The sequence below is a fragment of the Kutzneria kofuensis genome (assembly GCF_014203355.1).
Classification (GTDB): Bacteria; Actinomycetota; Actinomycetes; order Mycobacteriales; family Pseudonocardiaceae; genus Kutzneria; species Kutzneria kofuensis.
This window is the reverse complement of sequence record NZ_JACHIR010000001.1, coordinates 3,541,777-3,564,129: the sequence shown is the minus strand read 5'-3', so window position 1 is coordinate 3,564,129 and position 22,353 is coordinate 3,541,777. Positions and strand designations below refer to the sequence as shown.

General features: G+C 71.0%; 23 protein-coding genes. 13 read left to right on the top strand and 10 right to left on the bottom strand.

Features of this window, described 5'->3' with window-relative positions; all coding sequences use genetic code 11:
- Window positions 1–52 precede the first annotated feature (52 nt).
- On the top strand, window positions 53–808 hold the full coding sequence (locus BJ998_RS16295; RefSeq protein WP_184862608.1) for an ABC transporter permease: 756 nt from the start codon (window positions 53–55) through the stop codon (window positions 806–808).
- A 101-nt stretch (window positions 809–909) separates the two neighbouring features.
- Here BJ998_RS16295 and BJ998_RS16290 read toward each other — a convergent pair whose 3' ends face one another.
- Window positions 910–1,839: an alpha/beta hydrolase gene (locus BJ998_RS16290; protein WP_184862606.1), complete on the bottom strand. Its 930-nt coding sequence runs from the start codon at window positions 1,837–1,839 to the stop codon at window positions 910–912.
- A gap of 97 nt (window positions 1,840–1,936) precedes the next feature.
- Between BJ998_RS16290 and BJ998_RS16285 the strand changes: the two genes are divergently transcribed.
- Complete coding sequence (locus BJ998_RS16285) at window positions 1,937–2,383, top strand: MarR family winged helix-turn-helix transcriptional regulator (RefSeq protein ID WP_184862604.1); 447 nt, start codon at window positions 1,937–1,939, stop codon at window positions 2,381–2,383.
- 82 nt (window positions 2,384–2,465) lie between these two features.
- Here the strand turns inward: BJ998_RS16285 and BJ998_RS16280 are convergent, their stop codons facing one another.
- Both BJ998_RS16280 and BJ998_RS16275 read right to left on the bottom strand, forming a co-directional pair.
- Entirely contained in the window at window positions 2,466–3,092 is a 627-nt protein-coding gene (locus BJ998_RS16280; RefSeq protein WP_184862603.1) for a superoxide dismutase, read from the bottom strand.
- A gap of 47 nt (window positions 3,093–3,139) precedes the next feature.
- Window positions 3,140–4,636, bottom strand: a complete 1,497-nt coding sequence (locus BJ998_RS16275; protein WP_184862601.1) for a glutamate-cysteine ligase family protein — start codon at window positions 4,634–4,636, stop codon at window positions 3,140–3,142.
- 213 nt (window positions 4,637–4,849) lie between these two features.
- On the opposite strand from BJ998_RS16275, the gene BJ998_RS16270 reads away from it, so the two are divergent.
- Both BJ998_RS16270 and BJ998_RS16265 read left to right on the top strand, forming a co-directional pair.
- Entirely contained in the window at window positions 4,850–5,653 is an 804-nt protein-coding gene (locus BJ998_RS16270) for a TrmH family RNA methyltransferase (RefSeq protein WP_184862599.1), read from the top strand.
- The gene (locus tag BJ998_RS16265; protein WP_312890143.1) at window positions 5,650–6,324 is read left to right on the top strand and encodes a DUF2537 domain-containing protein; all 675 of its coding nucleotides are present in this window, start codon (window positions 5,650–5,652) and stop codon (window positions 6,322–6,324) included. The genes BJ998_RS16270 and BJ998_RS16265 overlap by 4 nt, the downstream gene beginning before the upstream one ends.
- 103 nt (window positions 6,325–6,427) lie before the next feature.
- Here BJ998_RS16265 and BJ998_RS16260 read toward each other — a convergent pair whose 3' ends face one another.
- Both BJ998_RS16260 and BJ998_RS16255 read right to left on the bottom strand, forming a co-directional pair.
- Window positions 6,428–8,260 carry an ABC transporter ATP-binding protein gene (locus BJ998_RS16260; protein WP_184862597.1) on the bottom strand — a complete coding sequence of 611 codons (1,833 nt, stop codon included), beginning with the start codon at window positions 8,258–8,260 and terminating at the stop codon, window positions 6,428–6,430.
- Window positions 8,260–10,050 (bottom strand): ABC transporter ATP-binding protein, encoded by a 1,791-nt coding sequence (locus BJ998_RS16255; protein WP_184862595.1) that lies wholly within the window; start codon window positions 10,048–10,050, stop codon window positions 8,260–8,262. Before BJ998_RS16255 ends, BJ998_RS16260 begins: the two co-directional genes overlap by 1 nt.
- 186 nt (window positions 10,051–10,236) lie before the next feature.
- Here BJ998_RS16255 and BJ998_RS16250 point away from each other — a divergent pair, with 186 nt between their 5' ends.
- A complete protein-coding gene (locus BJ998_RS16250) occupies window positions 10,237–10,464 on the top strand; it encodes a hypothetical protein (protein WP_246488604.1) in 228 nt (75 codons plus the stop codon).
- A gap of 16 nt (window positions 10,465–10,480) precedes the next feature.
- Here BJ998_RS16250 and sepH read toward each other — a convergent pair whose 3' ends face one another.
- The 4 genes from sepH to BJ998_RS16230 all read right to left on the bottom strand — a co-directional run bounded on the left by sepH (window position 10,481) and on the right by BJ998_RS16230 (window position 14,654).
- Entirely contained in the window at window positions 10,481–11,413 is a 933-nt protein-coding gene (gene sepH / locus BJ998_RS16245) for a septation protein SepH (protein ID WP_184862593.1), read from the bottom strand.
- A 183-nt stretch (window positions 11,414–11,596) separates the two neighbouring features.
- A complete protein-coding gene (serC, locus tag BJ998_RS16240) occupies window positions 11,597–12,730 on the bottom strand; it encodes a phosphoserine transaminase (RefSeq protein WP_184862591.1) in 1,134 nt (377 codons plus the stop codon).
- Between the two features lie 124 nt (window positions 12,731–12,854).
- Window positions 12,855–13,400 carry a tetratricopeptide repeat protein gene (locus BJ998_RS16235; protein WP_184862589.1) on the bottom strand — a complete coding sequence of 182 codons (546 nt, stop codon included), beginning with the start codon at window positions 13,398–13,400 and terminating at the stop codon, window positions 12,855–12,857.
- 147 nt (window positions 13,401–13,547) lie between these two features.
- Window positions 13,548–14,654 carry a citrate synthase 2 gene (locus BJ998_RS16230; RefSeq protein WP_184862587.1) on the bottom strand — a complete coding sequence of 369 codons (1,107 nt, stop codon included), beginning with the start codon at window positions 14,652–14,654 and terminating at the stop codon, window positions 13,548–13,550.
- Window positions 14,655–14,751: 97 nt separating this feature from the next.
- On the opposite strand from BJ998_RS16230, the gene BJ998_RS16225 reads away from it, so the two are divergent.
- From BJ998_RS16225 to BJ998_RS16190, 8 genes are all read left to right on the top strand, one after another.
- On the top strand, window positions 14,752–15,054 hold the full coding sequence (locus BJ998_RS16225; RefSeq protein ID WP_184862585.1) for an urease subunit gamma: 303 nt from the start codon (window positions 14,752–14,754) through the stop codon (window positions 15,052–15,054).
- Between the two features lie 7 nt (window positions 15,055–15,061).
- The gene (locus tag BJ998_RS16220) at window positions 15,062–15,367 is read left to right on the top strand and encodes an urease subunit beta (RefSeq protein WP_184862583.1); all 306 of its coding nucleotides are present in this window, start codon (window positions 15,062–15,064) and stop codon (window positions 15,365–15,367) included.
- Entirely contained in the window at window positions 15,364–17,085 is a 1,722-nt protein-coding gene (locus BJ998_RS16215; RefSeq protein WP_184862581.1) for an urease subunit alpha, read from the top strand. The genes BJ998_RS16220 and BJ998_RS16215 overlap by 4 nt, the downstream gene beginning before the upstream one ends.
- A complete protein-coding gene (locus BJ998_RS16210; RefSeq protein ID WP_184862579.1) occupies window positions 17,085–17,708 on the top strand; it encodes an urease accessory protein UreF in 624 nt (207 codons plus the stop codon). Before BJ998_RS16215 ends, BJ998_RS16210 begins: the two co-directional genes overlap by 1 nt.
- A complete protein-coding gene (gene ureG / locus BJ998_RS16205) occupies window positions 17,698–18,378 on the top strand; it encodes an urease accessory protein UreG (RefSeq protein ID WP_184862577.1) in 681 nt (226 codons plus the stop codon). The genes BJ998_RS16210 and ureG overlap by 11 nt, the downstream gene beginning before the upstream one ends.
- Complete coding sequence (locus BJ998_RS16200) at window positions 18,378–19,139, top strand: urease accessory protein UreD (RefSeq protein WP_184862576.1); 762 nt, start codon at window positions 18,378–18,380, stop codon at window positions 19,137–19,139. The genes ureG and BJ998_RS16200 overlap by 1 nt, the downstream gene beginning before the upstream one ends.
- A 167-nt stretch (window positions 19,140–19,306) precedes the next feature.
- Window positions 19,307–19,972: a pyridoxamine 5'-phosphate oxidase gene (pdxH, locus tag BJ998_RS16195; RefSeq protein ID WP_184862574.1), complete on the top strand. Its 666-nt coding sequence runs from the start codon at window positions 19,307–19,309 to the stop codon at window positions 19,970–19,972.
- Between the two features lie 46 nt (window positions 19,973–20,018).
- Window positions 20,019–21,302, top strand: coding sequence for an MFS transporter (locus BJ998_RS16190; protein ID WP_184862571.1), 1,284 nt, complete (start codon window positions 20,019–20,021; stop codon window positions 21,300–21,302).
- 51 nt (window positions 21,303–21,353) lie between these two features.
- Here BJ998_RS16190 and BJ998_RS16185 read toward each other — a convergent pair whose 3' ends face one another.
- Window positions 21,354–22,244: an arginase family protein gene (locus BJ998_RS16185; RefSeq protein ID WP_312890142.1), complete on the bottom strand. Its 891-nt coding sequence runs from the start codon at window positions 22,242–22,244 to the stop codon at window positions 21,354–21,356.
- Between the last annotated feature and the right edge of the window lie 109 nt (window positions 22,245–22,353).

The window sequence follows — 22,353 nt, the reverse complement described above, 5'->3', positions numbered from 1 at the left end:
CTTCCTACACTCGGAGTAGAGGAATGGTCCGTTCCGAACCCAGGATGGGCTCGTGATCTCGAGCTCGGTGGGGTGGCTGCCGCTACTGATCGTCTGCCTCGTCTTCACGGCGGCGGCCGCGGTGGTGGTGAAGGCGGGCCGGCTGTGGGAGCCGTGGCCGATCATCCTGGCCGCCGGACGGGCGGTGTTGCAGCTGGCGGTCGTCTCCGCGGTCATCACGGCGGTGCTGGCCTCGCTGGGCCTGACCGGCGGTTTCCTGCTGCTGATGGCCGTCGTGGCGACGGCGACGTCGGCGGCGCGAACCGGCGTGGGCTGGCGCGGCGCCTGGGTGGGGCTGGCGATCGTGGCGGGCGTGATCCCGGCGCTGGCGCTGCTGCTGGGCACGGGCCTGCTGCCGCCGACGGGCATCGCGCTGGTGCCGATGGGCGGCATCCTGATCGGTGGCGGCATGACGGCGACGACGCTGTCGGTGCGCCGCGCGCTGGACACGCTCAAGCAGCGGCACGGTGAGTACGAGGCGGCGCTGGCGCTGGGCTTCACCGAGCCGGTGGCGATCCGGGAGCTGGTGCGCAAGCCGGCGGCCGACGCCCTGCTGCCGGCGCTGGACCAGACCCGCACGGTCGGCCTCGTCACCCTTCCGGGTGCTTTTGTCGGCATGCTGCTCGGCGGTTCGCCGGTGTGGCTGGCGGGGGCGTTGCAGCTGGTCGTGCTGCTCGGGTTGCTGGCGGTGGAGTCGCTGGCCATCGTGATCGTGGTGGAGCTCGTCGCCCACGGTCGGGTCAGCCGCCTTGACCGACAGCGAAGGTAAGGCTAACCTAATCTCAACCGCTTCGTGGTGGGAGCGGCAGTCAGTTCGGGAACAGAAGAGGCCCCGGGTCCGGCAGACCCGGGGCCTCTTCGCGTGACCGGTCAGGCCAGCGCGCGAGCCAGGAACTCGGCGGCCTGGTTGATCGCGGCGTCGGCGGCGTGCGTGCCGCGCAGGGCGTTCAGCATCACGAAGTCGTGGATGATGCCCTGGTAGCGCACGGCCGTCACGGGGACGCCGGCCTCGCGCAGCTTGTTGGCGTAGGCCTCGCCCTCGTCCCGCAGCACGTCGGCATCGCCGGTGATCACCAGGGCCGGCGGCAGGTCGCGGAGCTGCTCCACGGTGGCCCGGAGCGGCGAAGCGGTGATCTGCGCACGATCTTCCTCGCTGGTCGTGTACTGGTCCCAGAACCACTGCATGGCGTCGCGGCGCAGGAAGTAGCCCTCGGCGAACTGGTGGTACGACTCGGTGTCGAACGCGGCGTCGGTCACCGGGTAGAACAGCACCTGCTGCTTGAAGGAGAACTCGCCGGTCTCCTTGGCCATCAGGGTCAGCGCCGCGGTCATGTTGCCGCCGACCGAGTCGCCGGCCACCGCGACGCGGCTGCTGTCCAGGTTGTGCTCGGCGCCGTGCTCGGCCACCCACTTGGCCACGGCGTAGTTCTGGTTGATCGCGACGGGGTAGCGGGCCTCGGGCGACAGGCTGTACTCGGGGAACACCACGGCCGCGCCCGTCTTCACGGTCAGCTCGCGCACCAGCCGGTCGTGGGTGTGGGCGTTGCCGAACACCCAGCCGGCGCCGTGGATGTAGATGATCACGGGCAGCGGGCCGCTGGCGCCGACCGGCCGGGTGATGCGCACCGGCACGTCGCCGACGGTCAACTCCTCGACGTCCACCTCGGGCTTGTCGATCTCGCCGGCCTGCACCCCGTCGACGGTCTTGCGGCCCTCGACGGGACCCAGGTCGAACAGGTACGGCGGGTTGGCGGTGGCCTCGGCGAACTCCTTGGCGGCCGGCTCCAGAACGACGCTCATGGCTTCCTCCTCCTGCTTGGTCCCTTGACCTGACGACTGGAACACTAGCGCACACTTAGATCGTGCACAACTTAAGTTGGCAAGTTATGATTGTGGTATGGAAGACACGAGCAACCCGTTGCTGCTGAAGGACCAGCTGTGCTTCTCGCTGTACGCGGCGAGCCGCTCGGTCACAGCCCTCTACCGGCCGCTGCTGGACGAGCTGGGGCTGACCTATCCGCAGTACCTGGTCCTGCTGGTGCTCTGGGAACACGGCGACAGTCCGGTCAAGGACCTCGGCGCCGCGCTGCAGTTGGACTACGGCACGCTGTCGCCGCTGCTCAAGCGGCTGGAGGCGAACGGGCTGGTGCGCCGCGAGCGGCGGGCCGACGATGAGCGCTCGGTGCGGGTCGCGCTCACCGACGAGGGCCGGGCGCTGCGCGACCGCGCGCTGTCGGTGCCGCCGGTGGTCGGCACCGCGATGGGCCTGAAGGACGAGGAGTTCGACGTCCTGCGCGACCTGCTGACGCGCCTGACGACGTCGGTGCAGGCCTACACGGCGTGAGGACGCACCGAGACCCCGCCGAAACGACGGGGTCTCGGTGTTCTCCTGGCAGCTCGGCCTGTCGGAGCATCCACTGCCGGGTTCAGGGGGTCAGCTGCAGGCCGTTCTTGCCGGCGCGCGCCGCCTCGAAGCGCTCGTTGACGTCGGTCCAGTTCACGACGTTCCACAGCGCGCCGATGTAGTCCGCCTTGAGGTTGCGGTACTGCAGGTAGTACGCGTGCTCCCAGATGTCGAACACCAGCAGCGGCGTGGTGGCGATCGACAGGTTGGAGTGGTGGTCCTTGAGCTGCTGGGTGATCAGCCGCCGGCCGACCGGCTCCCAGGCCAGGATGCCCCAGCCGGAGCCCTGGATCGTGCTGGCGGCCGCGCCCAGCTGGGCCCGCAGCCCGTCGAACGAGCCGAAGAACTCGTCGATCGCCTGGGCCAGCTCGCCGGTCGGCTTGTCGCCGCCGTTCGGGCTCAGGTTCTTCCACCACACCTGGTGCAGGGCGTGGCCGGCCAGGTGGAACGCGAGCGTGGTCTCCAGCCCGACGATGGAGCCGAACGCGGCCTTGTCCCGGGCCTCGTCGATCTGCTCGAGCGTGTCGTTGGCGCCCTTGACGTAGGCGGCGTGGTGCTTGCTGTGATGCAGCTCGTTGATCTCGCCGATGATCGACGGTTCGAGCGCGCCGTAGTCGTAGTCGAGGTCGGGCAGTACGTACTGGGCCATAGTTGCCACTATCTAGCAATTGCCAGATAGTGGCAACTAGGACGTCGTCACCAGACGGGCCAGGTGTGCACCGGGTTGCCGGCGTGCATCAGGTCGACGTACCGGCGCAGCATCCCGACCAGAGCCGCCTCCCGGTCCGCGCCGCGCTGCTCCAGCTGCGCGACGGTCTCCCGCTGCCACGAGGAACCCGTCCGCCGGGCCACGCAGCGCTGCTCGATGATGCCGAGGTAGCGCTCCCTGGCCGCGTCGGAGACGCCCAGCTCGCGCAGGCCCTCGTGGGCCATCGGCAGCAGTCGCCGCAGCACGAGCTCGTCCGGCGGCACCCAGCCGATGCCGGGCCAGTACAGCTGGGCGCCCATGCCGTGCCGCGCGCCCGAGTACAGGTTCTCCTCGGCCGCCTGGAACGACATCTGCGTCCAGAGTGGACGTTCCTGGGTGGCCAGCGCCCGCTGCGCGCCGTAGAAGAACGCCGCGTTGGCCAGGACGTCCACAATGGTCGGTCCGGCCGGCAGAACCCGGTTCTCCACCCGCAGGTGCGGCACGCCGTCGACGAGGTCGTACACCGGACGGTTCCACCGCCACACGGTTCCGTTGTGCAGCATCAGTTCCGACAGGCGCGGGGCCCGGCCGGCCGCCAGCTCGGCGATCGGGTCCTCGTCGTCGATCACCGGCAGCAGGCCCTGGAAGTAGCGCACGTTCTCTTCGAACAAGTCGAATATCGACGTGATCCAGCGTTCGCCGAACCACACCCGCGGCCGCACGCCCTGGTTCTGCAGCTCCTGCGGCCGGGTGTCGGTCGCCTGCTGGAACAGCGGGATCCGGGTCTCGTGCCACAACGCCTTGCCCAACAGGAAAGGCGAGTTCGCGGCGAGCGCCACCTGCACACCGGCCAGGCACTGCGCGGCGTTCCAGTGCGCGGCGAAATGGTCCGGCTGCACCTGCAGGTGCAGTTGCACGGACGTGCAGGCCGCCTCCGGCAGAATGGATTCGGCGTAGCTGCGCAGTCGTTCCGGCTCGCCGCCCGGCATCGGCGAACCCTCCATGTGCAGCACCATTTCCTCGCCGCGGGCGGCGAAGATCTCGTCGTTGAGCACCGTGTAGCGCCGGTTGCTGGTCAGCCAGCGCGGGTCGAAGTGCTCGCGCCGCAGCGTCGGCAGCACCCCGATCAGCACGATCGCCGCGCCCGCGTCCTTCGCCTTGGTGTCGGCGTTGTCGAACGTTCGGCGCAGTTCCTGTTCCAGATCAACGGCCTCGTTGCCGGCCAGCGGCCGGGGCGGCACGTTGATCTCCAGGTTGTGCTGGCTGAGTTCGGTGGTGAAGGAGGGATCGTCGATCTTCTCCAGCACCTCGGAGTTCGCCATCGCCGGCCGCAGCTTCTCGTCGACCAGGTTCAGCTCGATCTCCAGCCCCATCTGTTGTTGGGGGAACGAGAACACGTCATCCGTGAGCATCCTGGCCAACGCGTCCAGACAGCGCTGCACCTTCTCGCGGTAACGCTGGCGGTCCTCCCGGGTGAATGTTCGGTCGGACACGTCCTTGCCCATGCCGCCTCCCACTTCGGTCTGCCCGGGTTCCCCGGGCGCCTGAAGCGAATGCCAACCGTGACACAACGGGTTTGGCCCTGCCCATCGGCCAAAACGGTGCTCTCTGTCACATTGGCATAACTTCCGGTGAGAACGCGCTGGTAGGAGGCCTGGGATTACCACCCCTGGCGAACGTGAAACATGGTATGGACGAACAGTGAGACACTGCGTGTCGTGCCGCAGGTGATCGAGATCGACGACCCCTCGGACACCAGGCTGGACGACTTCCGCGACCTGTCCACCGCCGATCGGCGGCCGGACCGGCCGGGCGGGCGCGGCCTGGTGATCGCCGAGGGCGTGATCGTCGTGCGCAGGCTGCTGGACTCGCCGTATCCGCTGCGCGGCCTGCTCGGCATCCCCCGTCGGATACAGGAGTTGGTCCCCGATCTGGGCGATTTCGACGGTCCCGCCTACGCGGTGTCCGCCGACGTGATGGCCCAGGTTGTCGGATTTCACCTGAACCGGGGAGTGCTGGCGGCCGCGGACCGCGCCCCGCAACCCGATCCGGCGGCGCTCGTCGACGGCGCCCGGATGCTGGCCGTGCTGGAGGGCGTCGGCGACCACGAGAACCTCGGCGCGCTGTTCCGCAACGCCGCCGCGCTCAGCGTGGACGGGGTGCTGCTGGGCGCGGGATGCTCGGATCCGCTGTACCGGCGCAGCGTCCGCGTCTCGATGGGGCACGTGCTGCGCGTGCCGTTCGCCGACCTGCGGCCGTGGCCGTCGGGGCTGGACCTGTTGCGGGCCAAGGGCTTCACCGTCGCCGCGCTGACGCCGCGGGCGGACGCCGTCGACCTGCGTGAATGCAAGCTCGCGGGCGAGAAGGTCGCATTGCTCCTGGGGTCCGAAGGGCCCGGTCTGACCGATGAGGCCATCGACGCGGCCGACATCGCGGTCCGGATCCCCATGGCCTCGGGTGTGGATTCGCTGAACGTCGCCACCGCGGGGGCCGTGGCGTTTCACGCCTTGGGGGTCTCGTGAGTACCGTCGACCAGGCAGACGCCGACGGGTCGGAGGAGACGATCGTGCAGCTTCACGCGCGAGCCGGCAAGGCCGTGCTCGTCGGCCATGACGGCACGCAGCTGCGCGAGGTCGACCCGCGGTCGCTGGCGCTGCCGTCCGAGCTGACCGCGGCGCTGCACGAGTGGGCCGAGGTGGCGCGGGCGCTCGTGCCCAACGACCACGAGCCGGTCGGCGGCACGGCCGGTGATCTGGTCACCCGACGGGGCCGGCAGCTGGCCGGCCGGCTGGCCACCGAGCTGGGGCTGCCCGTCGACTACGCGGATCCGGTGTCCGGGCGGATGTACGAGGTGGAGCCGGCGGTCGTCGCCGAGCCGCCGGTCGAGCCGGCCGAGGACGCCGTCGAGGACTTCCCGGAGCGGGAGCCGACGCCCTGGGCCACCGGGCTGACGGTGACCTTCGTCGTCGCGGCGATGATCGCCGTGGCGGTGACGTCGCTGTCGTTCGCGCTGGCGCAGGCCAGTCTCTGGCTGGCGGTGATCGCCAACGTGGTGATCATCGGCGGGCTGTCGCCGTCGGTGTGGCTGGCCCGGGACGTGCCGGTGTGGCGCTGGGTCGCCCTCGGCGTCGCCAGCGGCCTGGGCCTGGCCTGGATCGCCCTCCTGCTGAGCCTGCTCGGCCCGGCCACCTGACCCCCGGCGAGTCACGCTCTGGGACCCACCGAATGTAGGTTTCGGGCAGATGCCCGAAACCTACATTCGCACTGCCTGAGAGCGTGACTCGCGGGGGTTCGGGTTAGGCCAGTGATTCCAGCCAGGCCTGGTGGAGGCGGGCGAAGCGGCCGTGCTGGCCGATCAGGTCGGCGGGGGAGCCGTCCTCGACGATGCGACCGCCGTCGACGACCAGCACACGGTCGGCGATCAGCACGGTCGACAGCCGGTGGGCGATGATCAGCGCCGTGCGGTCGGCCAGCACCGTCTCCAGCGCCGCCTGCACCGCCCGCTCGGTCGGCACGTCCAGGCTGGACGTCGCCTCGTCGAGCACCAGCACCGACGGGTCCGCCAGCAGGGCCCGCGCGAACGCCACCAGCTGCCGCTGGCCCGCCGACAGCCGGCCGCCGCGCTTGCGGACGTCGGTGTCGTAGCCCTCCGGCAGGGCGCTGATGAACTCGTGCGCCCCGACCGCGGCGGCCACCCGCTGCACGTCCTCCCGCGTCGCGTCCGGCCGGCCCATCGCGATGTTGTCCGCCACCGACCCGGCGAACAGGAAGTTCTCCTGCGTCACCATCGTCACCGCGGACCGCAGGTCGACGTCGGCCACGTCCCGCAGGTCCACGCCGTCCAGTGTCACCGTGCCGTGGGACGGGTCGTAGAACCGGGCCACCAGTTTGGCCAGCGTCGACTTGCCGGCGCCGGTCGCGCCGACCACGGCGATGGTCTGCCCGGCCGGCACGTGCAGGTCGAACTCCGGCAGCACCACCGGCGTCTGCGGGCCGTAGCGGAACTCCACCCGGTCGAAGCGCAGGTCGCCGCGCCGGCCCTCGCGCGGCAGCGGCGTCGGCTCCGCCGGCTCGGCCACCGACGGCTCCTCCTCCAGCACGCCGGAGATCTTCTCCAGCGCGGCGACGGCCGCCGAGTAGGAGTTGGCGAACATGGCCAAGTCGTCCAACGGGTCGTACAGCCGGCGCAGGTAGAGCGTGAACGCCGCCAGCACGCCCAGCTGCAGGCTGCCGTCGACGACCCGCAGCGCGCCCCACGCCAGCACCACGGCCATGGTCACGTTGCCGACCAGCCGCACGGTCGCGGTGAACCGGGCCATCACCTTGAAGGCCCGGTTGTTGGCATCCCGGTACTCGACGTTGACCTCGTGCAGGATTTGCTCGTTGCGGCCGTGCCGGCGGTAGGCCTGCACCGCGCGGATCCCGTTCATGGTCTCCACGAACTGCACGATCACCTTGGCCACGGCGGTGGTGGTCGCCCGGTACGCCTTGTGGGAGCTGCGCCGGAACCACCGGGCCACGATCAGCAACGGGATGAAGCCGAACAGCACCACCACGGCCAGCCGCAGGTCGAGCACGAGCAGCGTGACGGCGACGCCCACCACGGTGAGGACCGAGCTGAGCAGCCCGTCCAGGCCCATGTCGAGCAGGTCGTCGATGGACTCCACGTCGGACGAGAGCCGCGAGATGATCTTGCCCGAGGTGTAGGACTCGTGGAACGACAGGGAAAGCCGCTGCACGTGCCGGAACACCCGGTGCCGCAGGTCGAGCAGCAGGTCCTGGCCGACCCGGCCGGACAGCCGCACGAACGAGAACTTCGCGCCCGCGCTGGCCAGCCCGCACACGGCGTAGCCGACCACGCACCACACCAGCGTCGCCGGCTGGCCGGCGATCACGCCGGCCACGCCGCGGTCGATTGCCGCCGCGACCAGCAGCGGGCCGGCCAGCTGCGCGCCGTTCTCCAGCAGCACGAACACCAGCGCCAACGCCACGCCCCACTTGTGCGGCCGCAGCAGCGAACCCAGCAGCCGGCGGGACCGCGCCTGCAGCCGGGCCGTCACGACCTTGTCGACGTTCTCGACGTCCTCGGCGGCGACGCCGCGCCAGTCGGTAGCGGTCGGCGCGCTCATCAGACCGCCACCTCCTCGTCCTCGTCTTCGTCCAAAGTGGACAACAGTCGCCGGTACTCGGCGTTGTTGGCGATCAGCTCGGAATGCGTTCCCACGGCGGCGATCCGGCCGTCCACCAGCATCGCCACCCGGTCGGCCAGCTGCACCGTGCTCGGGCGGTGCGCGACGACCAGCGCCGTCACGTCGTGCAGCACGCGCCGCAGCGCCCGCTCCACCTCGCCCTCGGTGTGAACGTCCAAAGCGGACAGTGGATCGTCCAGCACCAGCACCGCCGGCCTGCCCACCACCGCGCGAGCCAGCGCCAGCCGCTGCCGCTGGCCGCCGGACAGCGACAGTCCCTGCTCGCCGACCCGGGTCGCGATGCCCCACGGCAGCTTCTCGACGAACTCCTCGGCCTGCGCCACCCGCAGCGCCTCGTGCACGTCGTCGTCCGTCGCCTCCGGGGTGCCCAGCGCCACGTTCTCCCGCACGCTCGCGGAGAACAGCACCGGCTCCTCGAACGCCGTCGCCACGATCCGCCGCAGGTCGTTCATCCGCAGGTCGCGGACGTCGATTCCGTCCACGGTGACGCGGCCGCCGGTGACGTCGGCCAGCCGGGCCACCAGCGCGGTCAGCGCCGTCTTGCCCGAGCCGGTGCCGCCGACAAGCGCCACCGTCTCGCCGGGACGCACGTCGAGGTCGATGCCTTTGAGAACCTCGCGCGTGCCGCCGTCGTAGGCGAAGTGGACATCCTCGAATACCAGGTGTCCGCGGACGTGTTCCGGGAGCTCCCGAGGATGCTCCGGCTCGACAATCGTGTTGATCTCATCCCGGACCTCCCAGTACCGGTCGCAGGCCGAGGCCGCCATGTTGGTCTCGGCCAGCAGCCAGCCGATCGAGTCGAACGGCCAGCGCAGGTACGTGCTCACGGTGATCGCCGCGACCAGCGTGCCGGCGGTCAGCGTGCCGTTGGCGATGCCGACGCCGCCGACCGCGAGCTCGCCGCCGATCGCCAGCTCCGGCAGGCTCACCAGCACCGCCCACAGCGCCGACATCACGCGGACCTTGTTCAGCTCCGCGCCACGCAGCGAGCGGGCCTGCGCCATGAACGACTTCGTCATGTCCCGGCCGCGGCCGAACGCCTTGAGCACGCGGATGCCCAGCACCGACTCCTCGACCGTGCTGGCCAGGTCGCCCTGCAGGTCCTGGGCGCGCCGGGCGTAGATCTTGTACTTCGTCTCGAACAGGTAGGACAGCACCATCAGCGGTGCGCCGCAGGCGATCACGATCAGGCCCAGCAGCGGCGACAGCGTGAGCAGCACGGCCACGCCGACCACCAGCACGGTGCTGTTGACCACCAGGAAGACCGCCGCGAACGCGATGAACCGGCGCAACGTGCTCAGGTCGTTCACGGCCCGGGACAGCAACTGCCCCGACTGCCACCTGTCGTGGAACGCCACCGGCAGCCGCTGCAGGTGGTGGTAGATGTCCTCGCGCAGCCGCATCTCGACCGTGGTGCTCGGCCGCACGTTCAACCGGCGCCGCGCGTAGAACAGGACGGCCTCGGTCACACCGAGCACCAGCACCAGACCCACCAGCCAGGGCAGCTTCGACAGCTCGCCGCGGGCGACCGGGCCGTCGACGATCTGCTGGATGACCAGCGGGATGGACAGTCCGGCCAGCATCGCGACGAGTGCCGCCGCCAATGAGGCGAGCAGTTCCAGCCGCACCGGACGCACATAGGGCCACAGCCTGCGTAGCGTGGCGAAGGATGAGCGGTGGGTGACGGACTGATCTCCGTCGTCACTCATTCGACAATCCCCCTTCGAGTTTCACCTCGACCATACGTAGGACCCCTGACGAGGACATCTGAATTTCCGGGAGTGTGCGAGCTCCAGCGCGGTGGAGGTCGAGCACGTTGTGGCAGGTCACACGGCTTGACGGCGGGGCTCGGGTGAGGGGTGACGGGGCGCGCGAAGTCGGCGCATGATGCAGACATGACGCGACCCGAGTCCGTGCACTACCTCCGCACGGAGCCGACGATGGCGTTCCCCGACGGCCGGCTGCTGGCCCGCAAGCAGCGCCAGCTCTACCTATTGGCGCCGGACGGCTGGACGCGGCTCGGCGCCGACCGTCCGATCGACGCCAAGCCGCTGACCCGCCAGGAGGCGGAGGACTGGTGCGAGCGCGAAGGCATCGACTGGCACGCCTTCGAGCAGCTGTGAGCTGGCCCGAAAAGAATCAACGCTGCGAGCGAACCCCGAGCAGCACGTCCTCCCAGGACGGCACGATCGGGTGGTTCTTCTTGCCGCGCCGCGGCGGCGCCTCCGCCTTACGGGTGGGCTGCTGCTCCGGCTGGGCCTGGGCCGGCGCCTGCGCGGCGGGCGGCTCCTCCACCGGCTCCGGATCGGTGATCTCCGGGGCGGGAGGCTGCTCGACGCGTGCCGTCTCCGGCTCGGGCACCACCGGCGGCGGCTCCGGCGCCTGCTCGGGCACGACCGGCGCGGGCGCCGGGACGGCCGCGGCCTGGTGCTCGAGCTCCAGCGCCTGCCGGGCCAGCTCCGTCACCGGCCGCACGGTCCGCAGCGGCCGGTTCGGCGACGGGTCGAGCAGGTCGATGGCGTGGTCGTCGATCGGCGACACCGTGCCGCCGTGCGCGCCGGGGTGGAACGTCCAGTGCGCCCGGTTCTCCGACCGGCCGGCCTGCCAGTGCAGCTGGATGATCCACTTGCCGTCCTCGCCGCGCCAGGAGTCCCAGTTCACGGCGGTATAGTCCTGGCCGCGCAGGCCGAAGGAGTGCGCGATCACCTCGCCGAGGGTCTGCACGTCCGGCCCGTCCTCGCGGATCGGGTGGGCGCGCTGGGCCAGCTCGGCGGTGCGGGAGCGCTCCAGCAGCACGGGGTAGGCGAACCGCTCGATGCGGTGCGTCGGCATGCCGGCCGCCGCGGCGACCTGCTCCACCGACTCGCCGGCGCGGATGCGGGCCTGGATCTCCCGGGGACGCATCTGGACGTCGGCCTCGGCGGCGATCTGGCCGAGGCGGGCGATGTCGCCCCGCGCGGCGGCGCGCAGCCGCTCGTCGCAGGGGATCGTGTAGCGCTCGCCGCGAACGGGGTCCTCGCAGATGACAGATGTGCCGTCGTCGTCGAGCCCGACGACTCGCAGCGCTCGCATCACGGCCTCCCCGATCTGTCACCTCGCCACATGCCAACGATAGTTCGGCGCGCCTACTTGACGCCGTAGGCGCGCCGAGTCTATCGACATCCGACCACGATCCTGCCGGATTTACTAGCTAAGACGCATGGTGAGGGGAGAAGGTTCACCGTCACGGACGGTGATATCGATCTGTGACGGGCTTCACAGTTGACCGACGACCCACTCCACGCACTTGGTCAGCGCGGTGACGTCGTCCGGCTCGATCGCCGGGAACATTGCCACACGCAGCTGGTTCTTGCCCAGCTTCCGGTACGGCTCCACGTCGACCACGCCGTTGGCGCGCAGGACCTTCGCCACCGTGGCGGCGTCCACGTCGTCCGAGAAGTTGATCGTGCCGACGACCTGCGAGCGGTGCGCCGGGTTGGCCACGTACGGCGTGGTGTACTCGGTCGCCTCGGCCCAGGAGTACAGCCGCTGCGACGAGTCCGCCGTGCGGGCCGTCGTCCACTCCAGGCCGCCCTGCTCCAGCATCCACTCGATCTGGTCGGCCAACAGGAACAGCGTGGCCACGGCCGGCGTGTTGTAGGTCTGGTCCTTGGTGGAGTTGTCCAGCGCCGTGGTCAGCGACAGGAACTCCGGCACCCAGCGGTCCGACGCGCCGATCTCCGCGACCCGCTCCAGCGCCGCCGGGCTCATCAGGGCCAGCCACAGGCCGCCGTCCGAGGCGAACGACTTCTGCGGCGCGAAGTAGTAGACGTCGAAGTCCTCGGCCTTGACCGGCAGGCCGCCGGCGCCCGAGGTGGCGTCGATCGCCACCAGCGCGCCCTCGGAGCCCTCGGGCCGGCGCACCGGCACCGCGACACCCGTCGAGGTCTCGTTGTGCGCCCAGCCGACCAGGTCCGCGCCGGCCTGGTAGACGATCTCCGGGGCGTCGCCCGGCTCCGCCTTCACCACGATCGGGTCGGCCAGGAACGGCGCGCCCTTGGTCACCGTGGCGAACTTCGACGAGAACTCGCCGTACGTGAAGTGCTGCGACCGCTCCCGGACCAGGCCGAACGCCGCGGCGTCCCAGAAGGCGGTGGTGCCGCCGTTGCCCAGCACGACCTCGTAGCCCTCGGGCAGCGCGAACAGCTCGCGCAGGCCCGCGCGGACCCGGCCGACCAGGGACTTCACCGGCTTCTGCCGGTGCGAGGTGCCCATGAACGCCGCGCCCTCGGCGGCCAGTTTGGCCAGCTGCTCGGGGCGGACCTTCGACGGGCCGCACCCGAAGCGGCCGTCGGACGGGCGCAGCTCGGCGGGCAGGATGAGGGTGGCGGGGTCTGCGGTCTGCGTCATGCCGGCGCCTCCGGACGTGTCAGCAAGTGCAAGGAATGCCGGCGCCGTTGCCGGGGAAGGGCCCAGTGTTGCAAACCGGTGTCCGGCACGTGACGTCCGGGTGTTCCGCGCCACACTTTGCGTCTCACGGATCGGTCAGATCGGCCAGCAGCACCGCCTGCGCGCTGCTGGCGATGTCGTCCCAGCAGTCCGGCGGCAGCTCCAGCAGCCGGCGCACCCGCTGCCGGTTGGTCAGCAGCTGCATCAGCGTCGCGTCGTTCACCGCGTCCGGCATCTCGAAGTGCCGGTAGAACCTGGTCAGGCCGTCCGTGAACCAGCACAGCGCGCCGTCCAGGTCCGCCGCCTCCTCCAGCACCTCGCCCGCGCAGACGTAGGCGAACGGGTCGTCGGGTCGGGAGCTCTTGAGCTCCGCCAGCGTGCTCAGCGCCCGCTCCGGGCGGCCCGTGTCGAACAGGAAGCCCGCGTAGTACGTCCTCGCGTCGCCGATCACGTGACCGCCGTCCGCGATCGCCGCCGCGAACAGCTCCCCGGCCCGCTCCGGCCACCCGGCCGCCGCCCAGCTCTCCGCCGCCTCCACCAGGTACTGCGCCCGTTCCTCCGGGATCAGCGCCGCCAGCCGCTCGGCCTCAGCGGCCTCCGCGGCCCTGGCTGCGGCCCTCCCGTCCCGCATTCCCGGAGGCTAGCCGGTGAGAGCGTGACCAAACTCCACCTCAGAGAGTGGTTCCCACAGCCACCCGTACACCCGAACGGCCCACCCTTTTCGTCACATGCAAGGGCTGGGCGGAAGGAAGTCGCCGGATGGGGTGATCTGGGGACGTCAGGCGTGGGCGATGGAGTCCCAGCCCTCGACCTCCTCGGGGGTGCGGGCGGCGGGGCCGATGTACTCGGCGGAGGGGCGGACGAGGCGGCCGGTGCGCTTCTGCTCGAGGATGTGGGCGCACCAGCCGGCGGTCCGGGCGCAGGTGAACATCGCGGGCATCATGTGCGGCGGGACCTCGGCGAAGTCGAGGATCACGGCGGCCCAGAACTCGACGTTGGTCTCGATGGCCCGGTCGGGACGCCGGGAGCGGAGCTCGGCCAACGCCGCCTGCTCCAGGGCGTTGGCGACCTCGTAGCGGGCGGCGCCGAGTTCACGGCAGGTACGGCGGAGGACGCGGGCGCGAGGGTCCTCGGCGCGGTAGACGCGGTGCCCGAAGCCCATGAGCCGCTCACCCCGGTCGAGGATGCCGGCGACGACGGCACGGGCGTCGCCGACGCGTTCGACCTCCTCGATCATGGGCAGCACCCGGGCGGGGGCGCCGCCGTGGAGGGGCCCGGACATGGCGCCGATGGCGCCGGACATGGACGCGGCCACGTCGGCGCCGGTGGAGGCGATGACCCGGGCGGTGAAGGTGGAGGCGTTCATGCCGTGCTCGGCGGCGGACACGAAGTAGGCGTCGACGGCCTTGACGTGCGCGGGATCGGGCTCGCCGCGCCAGCGGGTCATGAACCGCTCGGTGATGGTGCTCGACTCGTCGATCCGCCGCTGCGACACGGCGGGCCGCCCGATGCCACGGGCGGACTGCGCCACGTACGACAGGGCCATGACGGAGGCGCGGGCGAGCTGCTCCCGGGCCTGCTCGTCGGTGATGTCCAGCAGCGGCTGGTAGCCCCAGATGGGCGCGAGCATGGCCAGCGCGGCCTGCACGTCGACCCGGACGTCCCCGGTGTGCACGGGGATCGGGAACGGCTCCGCCGGCGGCAGCCCCGGCCCGAACCGGCCGTCCACGAGCAGCGCCCACACATTGCCGAACGTCACGCGTCCGGCGAGATCCTCGATGTCCACCCCGCGGTAGCGCAGCGCGCCGCCGTCGCGGTCGGGCTCGGCGATCTCCGTCCGAAAAGCGACAACACCCTCAAGCCCCGGCCGGAATCCGTCCTCCATGGCGCAACCCTGCACCTCCGGCGGCTGATCGGCAATCGCAGGTAAACATCATGTAGCCGTCGCCACAGGACGCTCACCGCGTGTTAGATCTCTTGCCATGCACCTGACGCCGCACGAACGGGACAAGCTGCTGGTGCACGTCGCCGCGGACGTGGCCCGCCGGCGGCTGGACCGCGGAGTGCTGCTCAACTACCCGGAGGCGGTCGCGCTGATCACCGACCACGTGCTGGAGGGCGCGCGGGACGGCGAGTCGGTGTCGGCGCTGATGGCCAGCGGCCGGCAGGTGCTGCGCCGCGACCAGGTCCAGCCGGGCGTTCCGGAGATGCTGGACTCGGTGCAGGTGGAGGCCACGTTCCCGGACGGCACGAAGCTGGTCACCGTGCACGACCCGATCGCGTGAGGTGCCGATGATTCCAGGCGAGATCATTCCGGGCGACGAGCCGGTGGCGCTGAACCCGGGGCGGGAGCGCACGGTGCTGACGGTCGTCAACACGGCGGACCGGCCGGTGCAGGTCGGCTCGCACTACCACTTCGCGGCGGTCAATCCGGGGCTGGAGTTCGACCGGAAAGCCGCCTGGGGCAAGCGGTTGGACGTGCCGGCGGGCACTTCTGTCCGGTTCGAGCCGGGGGTGGAGCGCGAGGTGACGCTGGTGCCGATCGCCGGCAACCGGGTGGTGCCGGGGCTGCGCCGGGAATGGTCGGGGGCACTGTGACGAGCATCGACCGGCACCGGTACGCGGAGCTGTTCGGCCCGACGACCGGCGACAAGATCCGGCTGGCCGACACCAACTTGCTGATCGAAGTCACCGAGGATCGCAGCCGGGGCGCGGGCTCGGGCGACGAGGTGGTGTTCGGCGGCGGCAAGGTGATCCGCGAGTCGATGGGCCAGGGCATGGCCACCCGCGCCGAGGGCGCGCCGGACGTGGTGATCACCGGTGCGGTGATCCTGGACCACTGGGGCGTGGTCAAGGCGGACGTCGGCATCCGCGACGGGCGCATCGTCGGCATCGGCAAGGCCGGCAACCCGGACACCATGGACGGCGTCGACCCGGCGCTGGTGATCGGCCCGTCGACGGAGGTCGTGGCCGGCAACGGCAAGATCCTCACGGCCGGCGGCATCGACTGCCACGTGCACTTCATCTGCCCGCAGCTGGTGGACCAGGCCCTCGCCGCCGGCCTGACCACGTTGATCGGCGGCGGCACCGGGCCGGCCGAGGGAACCAAGGCGACCACGGTGACGCCGGGATCGTGGAATCTGGCGCGGATGCTGGCGTCGATGGACTACCAGCCGGTCAACGTTCTCTTGCTGGGCAAGGGCAACACCGTCAGCGAAGAAGGCCTGTGGGAGCAGCTTCGCGGCGGCGCCGGCGGCTTCAAGCTGCACGAGGACTGGGGCACCACGCCGGCGGTGATCGACGCGGCGCTGCGGGTGGCCGACGCGTCCGGCGTGCAGGTGGCGATCCACACCGACACGTTGAACGAGGCCGGCTTCGTCGAGTCCACAGTGGACGCGATCGGTGGCCGGTCGATCAACGCCTACCACACCGAGGGCGCCGGCGGCGGGCACGCGCCGGACATCATCAAGGTGGTCGGCGAGCCGAACGTGCTGCCCTCGTCGACGAACCCGACCCGGCCGCACACCGTGAACACCCTCGACGAGCACCTGGACATGCTGGTGGTCTGTCACCACCTCAACCCGTCGGTGCCCGAGGACCTGGCCTTCGCGGAGAGCCGGATCCGGCCGACCACCATCGCGGCCGAGGACCTGCTGCACGACATCGGCGCCATCTCGATGATCAGTTCCGACTCGCAGGCGATGGGCCGGATCGGCGAAGTGATCATCCGGACCTGGCAGACCGCGCACGTGATGAAGTCGCGGCGCGGTGTTTCCCAGGGAGGGAAATACAGAGCGGACAACGAGCGGGCGCAGCGCTACGTGGCCAAGTACACGATCAACCCGGCGATCGCGCACGGCATCGACCACGAGGTGGGGTCGGTGGAGGTCGGCAAGCTGGCGGATCTCGTGCTGTGGGAGCCGAAGTTCTTCGGCGTGCGGCCGCACATGGTGCTGAAGGGCGGCTTCGCGGCGTGGGCGGCGATGGGCGACGCGAACGCCTCCATCCCGACGCCGCAACCGGTGCTGGCGCGGCCGATGTTCGGTGCGGCGCCACGGGTTGCGGCGGCGAGCAGCGTGCATTTCGTGTCGCAGGCGGCTATCGACGACGGTCTGGCGGAGAAGCTGGGGCTGTCACGGCCGTTGCTCCCGGTTGCCGACACGCGGCGGCGGGGCAAGGCGGACATGATCCGCAACGACACGCTGCCGCGGGTGACGGTCGACCCCGACAGCTTCGCGGTGCACGTGGACGGTGAGCTGGTCGAGCCGCATCCCGTGACGGAACTGCCCATGTCCCAACGCTACTTCCTGTTCTGATGTCGGCCGTGCTGCTCGTGCTGGCCGATTCCCGGTTCCCGGGCGGCGGGCACGCGCACTCCGGCGGCGTCGAGGAGGCGGCGGCGCGCGGGCTGATCACCGACGAGAACAGCCTGGAGTCGTTCCTGGCCGGCCGGCTGCGTACCAACGGCCTGGTGTCAGCGGCCTTTGCCGCCGCGGCGGTGGACGGCGACTGGTCCACTTTGGACGTTGAACTGGACGCTCGGACACCGTCGCCGGCGCAGCGGGCCGCCTCCCGCGCCCAGGGCAAGAGCACGTTGCGGGCCGGCCGGGTGGCCTGGCCCTCGCCACGGCTCGACGCGCTTTCCCAGCCACACCACGCCATTGCCATCGGCGCGCTGGTCCACGTCGCCGGCGGGACAGCTGAGGAGGCGGCGGAATGCGCCGCCTACCTCTCGGTGAGCGGGCCGGCCAGCGCGGCGGTGCGGCTGCTCGGACTCGATCCGTTCCGGGTCAACGCCGTTGTCGCGCGGATGGACCTTGCCGCGGTTGTCGAGGAGGCGGTCAAGGGGCTGCCGATGCTCGGCGCGCCCGCGCTGGACCTGTTCGCCGACTCCCACGCCCGGATCCACCAGCAGGAGGTGCGTCTCTTTGTCAGCTGACCACGAGCACCCGGTCTCGTTCGACCCCACGGTCACCGCGCACGACCACCACGAGGCGCCGCCGGCCGCGAACCGCGCCGTTCGGATCGGCATCGGCGGCCCGGTCGGCAGCGGCAAGACGGCCCTGGTCGCCGCCCTGTGCCGGGCGCTCGGCGGTGAGCTCGAACTCGCCGTCGTGACGAACGACATCTACACCACCGAGGACGCCGACTTCCTGCGCCGGGCCGGTGTGCTCGACCCGGCGCGGATCGAGGCGGTGCAGACCGGCTGCTGCCCGCACACCGCGATCCGCGACGACATCAGCGCCAACCTGGACGCCGTCGAGGTGCTGGAGGAGCGTTTCCCGGGCCTCGATCTCGTGATCATCGAGAGCGGCGGCGACAACCTGACCGCCACCTTCAGCCGCGGCCTGGTGGACCGGCAGGTGTTCGTGGTGGACGTGGCCGGCGGCGACAAGGTGCCACGCAAGGGCGGGCCCGGCGTCACCACCGCGGACCTGCTGGTGATCAACAAGATCGACCTGGCCGAGTTGGTCGGCGCGGATCTCGACGTGATGACCGCCGACGCGCACCGGATGCGCAACCATCGGCTGCCGGTGATCACCCAGTCGCTCACCCGCACCCCGGACGCGCCCGAGGTGGCCGACTGGGTGCGCAAGCAGCTGCCCTGATGCGGGCCCGCGCCCGGCTCGTCGCCGAGCTCCGCGACGGCCGCACCGTCCTATCGGAACTGCGCTCCGCCGCGCCGTGGACGCTGCTGCCGCAACGAAACCTGCTGCGGCGCGGCGCCGACACCGCCGTCGTCCACCTGGTGAGCTCCGCCACCGCCCCGCTCGGCGGCGACGACCTCTCGCTGGCGGTGAGCGTCGGCCCCGGCGCGAAGCTGCAGCTGCGCGGCATCGCCGCCACGCTCGCGCTGCCCGGCCATCGCGGTGAGCGGAGCCACGCCTCGATCCATGTGGACATCGATGTCAACGCAGCTCTCGAATTCCTGCCCGAACCGACGGTCGTCACGTCGCGGGCGTCACACAGCTCGGCCTTCGCGGCCGACCTCGCCGACTCGGCCCGGCTGCGCTGCCGCGAGGTTCTGGTGCTCGGCCGCGTCGGCGAGCCGCCCGGCGATCTGGACAGCACCGTCGAGGTCGTCCGCGGCGGCACGCCGCTGCTGCGGCAGCGCATCGACGTCGGCGATCCCGCGCTCAGCGCCAGTGCCGCGTACCTCGCCGGGCACCGCGTTCTGGCCACTGAGCTGCTGGTTTGGGGGGAGGACGCGGCCGCGGCGCGGAGCGGCGACTGGTGGTCGTTGGCTCCGCTGGCCCGGGGCGGTTCGCTGGCGACGGCGCTGGCTCGGGACGCGGTCACCGCGCAGCGGCGGCTGGCCGCGGCGGTGGCCGGTCATCCCGGACTTTCCACAGTGGACGCCGGCTTCTGAATTGATCACTTTTTCGATCCCGAACCGCTGCGTGGCCAATTCCCGTTCGTGATCACTTCGCCGGGTGTTCACCGTCACCTCGCGAGCGGTTCCGGTTTGCCGACAAACCCCGTACCTTCCGACGAACACGGTTGGTACCACGAGTGCTCTTCCGCGCGGAGGCCGCTATGCCGGAAACCCAGTCCGAGACCAACATCGCGCTTCCCGCGATGCGCGTGTCCTACGAGCAGGGCTCGCTGACCGAACTCGATCTAGCCGGCACCTGGCACGAGCAGCTGGGGCAGTGGCTGGACGAGGCGACGAGGGCCGGTCTGGCCGAGCCGAACGCGATGGTGCTGGCCACCGCCGACCCCGAGGGCCGGCCGTCCTCGCGCACGGTGCTGGCGAAGGGTCTGGACGCGCGCGGGCTGGTGTTCTACACGAACTACACCTCCAACAAGAGCCACGACCTGCGAGCGACCCGCTACGCGTCGGCGACCTTCCCGTGGCTGGCGATGCAGCGGCAGGCCACGATCCGCGGCACCGTGGAGAAGGTGGACCCGGCGGAGACCGCCGAGTACTGGCGCACCCGGCCGCGCGGGTCGCAGCTGGGCTCGTGGGCGTCGCCGCAGTCCCGGGTGGTGCGCGACCGCGCGGTGCTGGACAGCGCGCTGGCCAACATCAACCGGCAGTTCGCCGACGCCGAGCGAGTACCGGTGCCGCCGCACTGGGGCGGCTGGCGGATCCGGCCGGAGATGGTCGAGTTCTGGCAGGGCCGGCAGGACCGGATGCACGACCGGCTGCGCTACCACCTGGTCGGCGACGCCTGGCAGGTCGAGCGGCTGGCGCCGTGAAGAATCACACTCGCACGGGTCGTTAGTTATTCTAAACTAACGACCCGTGACGGCTGCTGACACCACCTCCGCGCCCCCGAGACGGGGCCTACTGGCCAAACTGGTGCTCGACACCAGGCCGCTCAAGGTGTTGGCGTACCGCCGCCTCTGGCTGTCCACCGTGATCACCGCCATCGGCAGCCAGCTGACCGCCGTCGCGGTGCCCAAGCAGGTCTACGACCTCACCGGCTCGTCGGCGTACGTCGGAGTGGCTGGGGCGGTGGCGCTCGTCCCGCTGCTGGTGTTCGGCCTGTGGGGCGGCGCCGTCGCCGACGTGATGGACCGGCGCAAGCTGCTGCTGATCACCAACACCGGCATCGCCGTGGTCTCCGTGCTGCTCTGGCTGCAAGCGCTCACCGCCATGGGCTCGGTCACCGTCGTGCTCGTGCTGCTGGGCCTGCAGCAGGCGTTCTTCGCCGTCAACATGCCGGCTCGCAGCGCGTCCATCGCCCGGCTGGTGCCGCTCGAGATGCTGCCGTCGGCCAACGCGCTCGGCTCCACCGTGCAGTCCTTCGGCGCGGTGCTCGGGCCGATGCTGGCCGGCGCGCTGATCCCCGTGCTGGGACTGTCCACGCTGTACCTGATCGACGCCATCGGCCTCACCGCCACGCTGTGGGCGGTGTGGAAGCTGCCGGCGCTGCCGCCGCTGGACGGCGTCCGCCGCACCGCCGGCCTGCGCTCGGTCATCGACGGATTCCGTTACCTGTCAACGAAAAGCGTGCTGCTGGCGTCGTTCCTGGCCGATATCGTGGCGATGGTGTTCGGCATGCCGCGGGCGCTGTTCCCGGAGATGGCCGAGCGGACCTTCCACGACCCGGCCGGCGGCGGGCCGGCGCTGGGCTGGTTGTTCGCCGCCATCCCGCTCGGGGCGCTGCTGTTCGGGCTGATGTCCGGCTGGCTGTCCCGGATCACCCGGCACGGTGTCGCCGTCTGGGCCGCAGTCGCGGCCTGGGGCGTGGCGATCATCGGCCTGGGCCTGTCGTCGTCTCTGTGGCTGGCCGTGGTGTTCCTGGCCCTGGCCGGCGCCGCCGACATGGTGAGCATGGTGTTCCGCGGCGCGATCCTGCAGGCCGCCGCCACGGACGACATGAGGGGGCGGATGCAGGGCGTCTTCACGGTTGTCGTCGCAGGCGGACCTCGCCTCGCCGACGTGCTGCACGGCACCGCCGGCGCCGCCGTCGGCACGACCGTGGCGGTCTCCGGCGGCGGCGTCGCCGTGCTGATCGCGATCGCCGTCGCCGCGGTCGCGCTGCCGGCGATGTGGCGCTACCGGGCACCTGTCTCAGAGTGACATTCGGTGTGCCTGAGAGCGTGACTCGCCGGGGTTAGGACTCGCGGGGGTTCAGGAGACGCGTGGGGCCAAGCCGCGGGCGAGGGTGTCGACGAGGGCCTTGGCATAGGTGCCGTCGGGGTCCAAGTCGGGGTCGAACACCGTCACCTCGACGCCGAGACAGCCCGGCGCGACGGTGAGCCCGGCCAGCAACTCCGCCAGCTCGGCGTGTTCCAACCCGTCCGGATCGGGCGAGTCGACGCAGGGCATCACCGCCGGGTCCAGCACGTCCACGTCGAGGTGCACCCAGAAGCCGTCCAGCTCGTCCAGCCGCCGCCGCGCCCACTCCGCCGACTCGGCCGCGCCGGCCTTGCGGATCTCCAGCGCGGTCCGGTGGCCGATGCCGGAGGACGCCAGCTCGGCCCGGCCCTCGTCGTCCTCACGGATGCCGAGCACCACCACGTCGGCGTCCTCGAACAGCCGGGACGCCACGTCGGCCTGGCCACGGCCGGTGGCCAGGGCAAGGTCCTCGCCGGCGGCCGCGCCGATGTCGGACGAGTTGCCCGGGTGCCGGAAATCGCTGTGCCCGTCGACGAAGGCCAGCCCGTAGCGGCGACCCTCGGCCATCGCCCGTTCCCGCAGCGCGAGGCCGGTGCCGAGCAGCACGGAGCAGTCCCCGCCGAGCACCAGCGGGAAGGTGTGGCCGATCAGGCCGGCGACGCGGTCGGCGATGCGACGGGAGTACGAGACGATCTGCTGCGCGTGGAAAACACCGTCCCCGGGCTGCCATCCGCCCAGGTCGTAGCGGGGAGCGACGAGGGCGCCGGCGTCGGCGGCGGCGAGCCGGTCGAGCAGCCCGGCCTCGCGCAGCGCCGCGGGCGCCTTCGCGCAGCCGGGCACCACTCCGGGCGCAGGTGGGCGCAGGCCCAGGTTCGTCGGTGCGTCCACGATGCTGATCGCCACGTGCACAACCCTAGATACGCCGGTCGGGTGAAGCCGAACCGTGTTGTGTTCGGCCCCGATCGGTGAGCCGATCGTTACGAGGTCCCGCGTCGGACCTCTAAGCTCGCAC

Coding starts and splice junctions, on each gene's coding strand:
- BJ998_RS16290 (WP_184862606.1), bottom strand. CDS start 1,839: ATGAGCGTCGTTCTGGAGCCGGCCGCCAAGGAGTTCGCCGAGGCCACC.
- BJ998_RS16285 (WP_184862604.1), top strand. CDS start 1,937: ATGGAAGACACGAGCAACCCGTTGCTGCTGAAGGACCAGCTGTGCTTC.
- BJ998_RS16280 (WP_184862603.1), bottom strand. CDS start 3,092: ATGGCCCAGTACGTACTGCCCGACCTCGACTACGACTACGGCGCGCTC.
- BJ998_RS16275 (WP_184862601.1), bottom strand. CDS start 4,636: ATGGGCAAGGACGTGTCCGACCGAACATTCACCCGGGAGGACCGCCAG.
- BJ998_RS16260 (WP_184862597.1), bottom strand. CDS start 8,260: ATGAGCGCGCCGACCGCTACCGACTGGCGCGGCGTCGCCGCCGAGGAC.
- BJ998_RS16255 (WP_184862595.1), bottom strand. CDS start 10,050: ATGAGTGACGACGGAGATCAGTCCGTCACCCACCGCTCATCCTTCGCC.
- BJ998_RS16250 (WP_246488604.1), top strand. CDS start 10,237: ATGACGCGACCCGAGTCCGTGCACTACCTCCGCACGGAGCCGACGATG.
- sepH (WP_184862593.1), bottom strand. CDS start 11,413: ATGCGAGCGCTGCGAGTCGTCGGGCTCGACGACGACGGCACATCTGTC.
- serC (WP_184862591.1), bottom strand. CDS start 12,730: ATGACGCAGACCGCAGACCCCGCCACCCTCATCCTGCCCGCCGAGCTG.
- BJ998_RS16235 (WP_184862589.1), bottom strand. CDS start 13,400: ATGCGGGACGGGAGGGCCGCAGCCAGGGCCGCGGAGGCCGCTGAGGCC.
- BJ998_RS16230 (WP_184862587.1), bottom strand. CDS start 14,654: ATGGAGGACGGATTCCGGCCGGGGCTTGAGGGTGTTGTCGCTTTTCGG.
- BJ998_RS16225 (WP_184862585.1), top strand. CDS start 14,752: ATGCACCTGACGCCGCACGAACGGGACAAGCTGCTGGTGCACGTCGCC.
- BJ998_RS16220 (WP_184862583.1), top strand. CDS start 15,062: ATGATTCCAGGCGAGATCATTCCGGGCGACGAGCCGGTGGCGCTGAAC.
- BJ998_RS16210 (WP_184862579.1), top strand. CDS start 17,085: ATGTCGGCCGTGCTGCTCGTGCTGGCCGATTCCCGGTTCCCGGGCGGC.
- BJ998_RS16200 (WP_184862576.1), top strand. CDS start 18,378: ATGCGGGCCCGCGCCCGGCTCGTCGCCGAGCTCCGCGACGGCCGCACC.
- pdxH (WP_184862574.1), top strand. CDS start 19,307: ATGCCGGAAACCCAGTCCGAGACCAACATCGCGCTTCCCGCGATGCGC.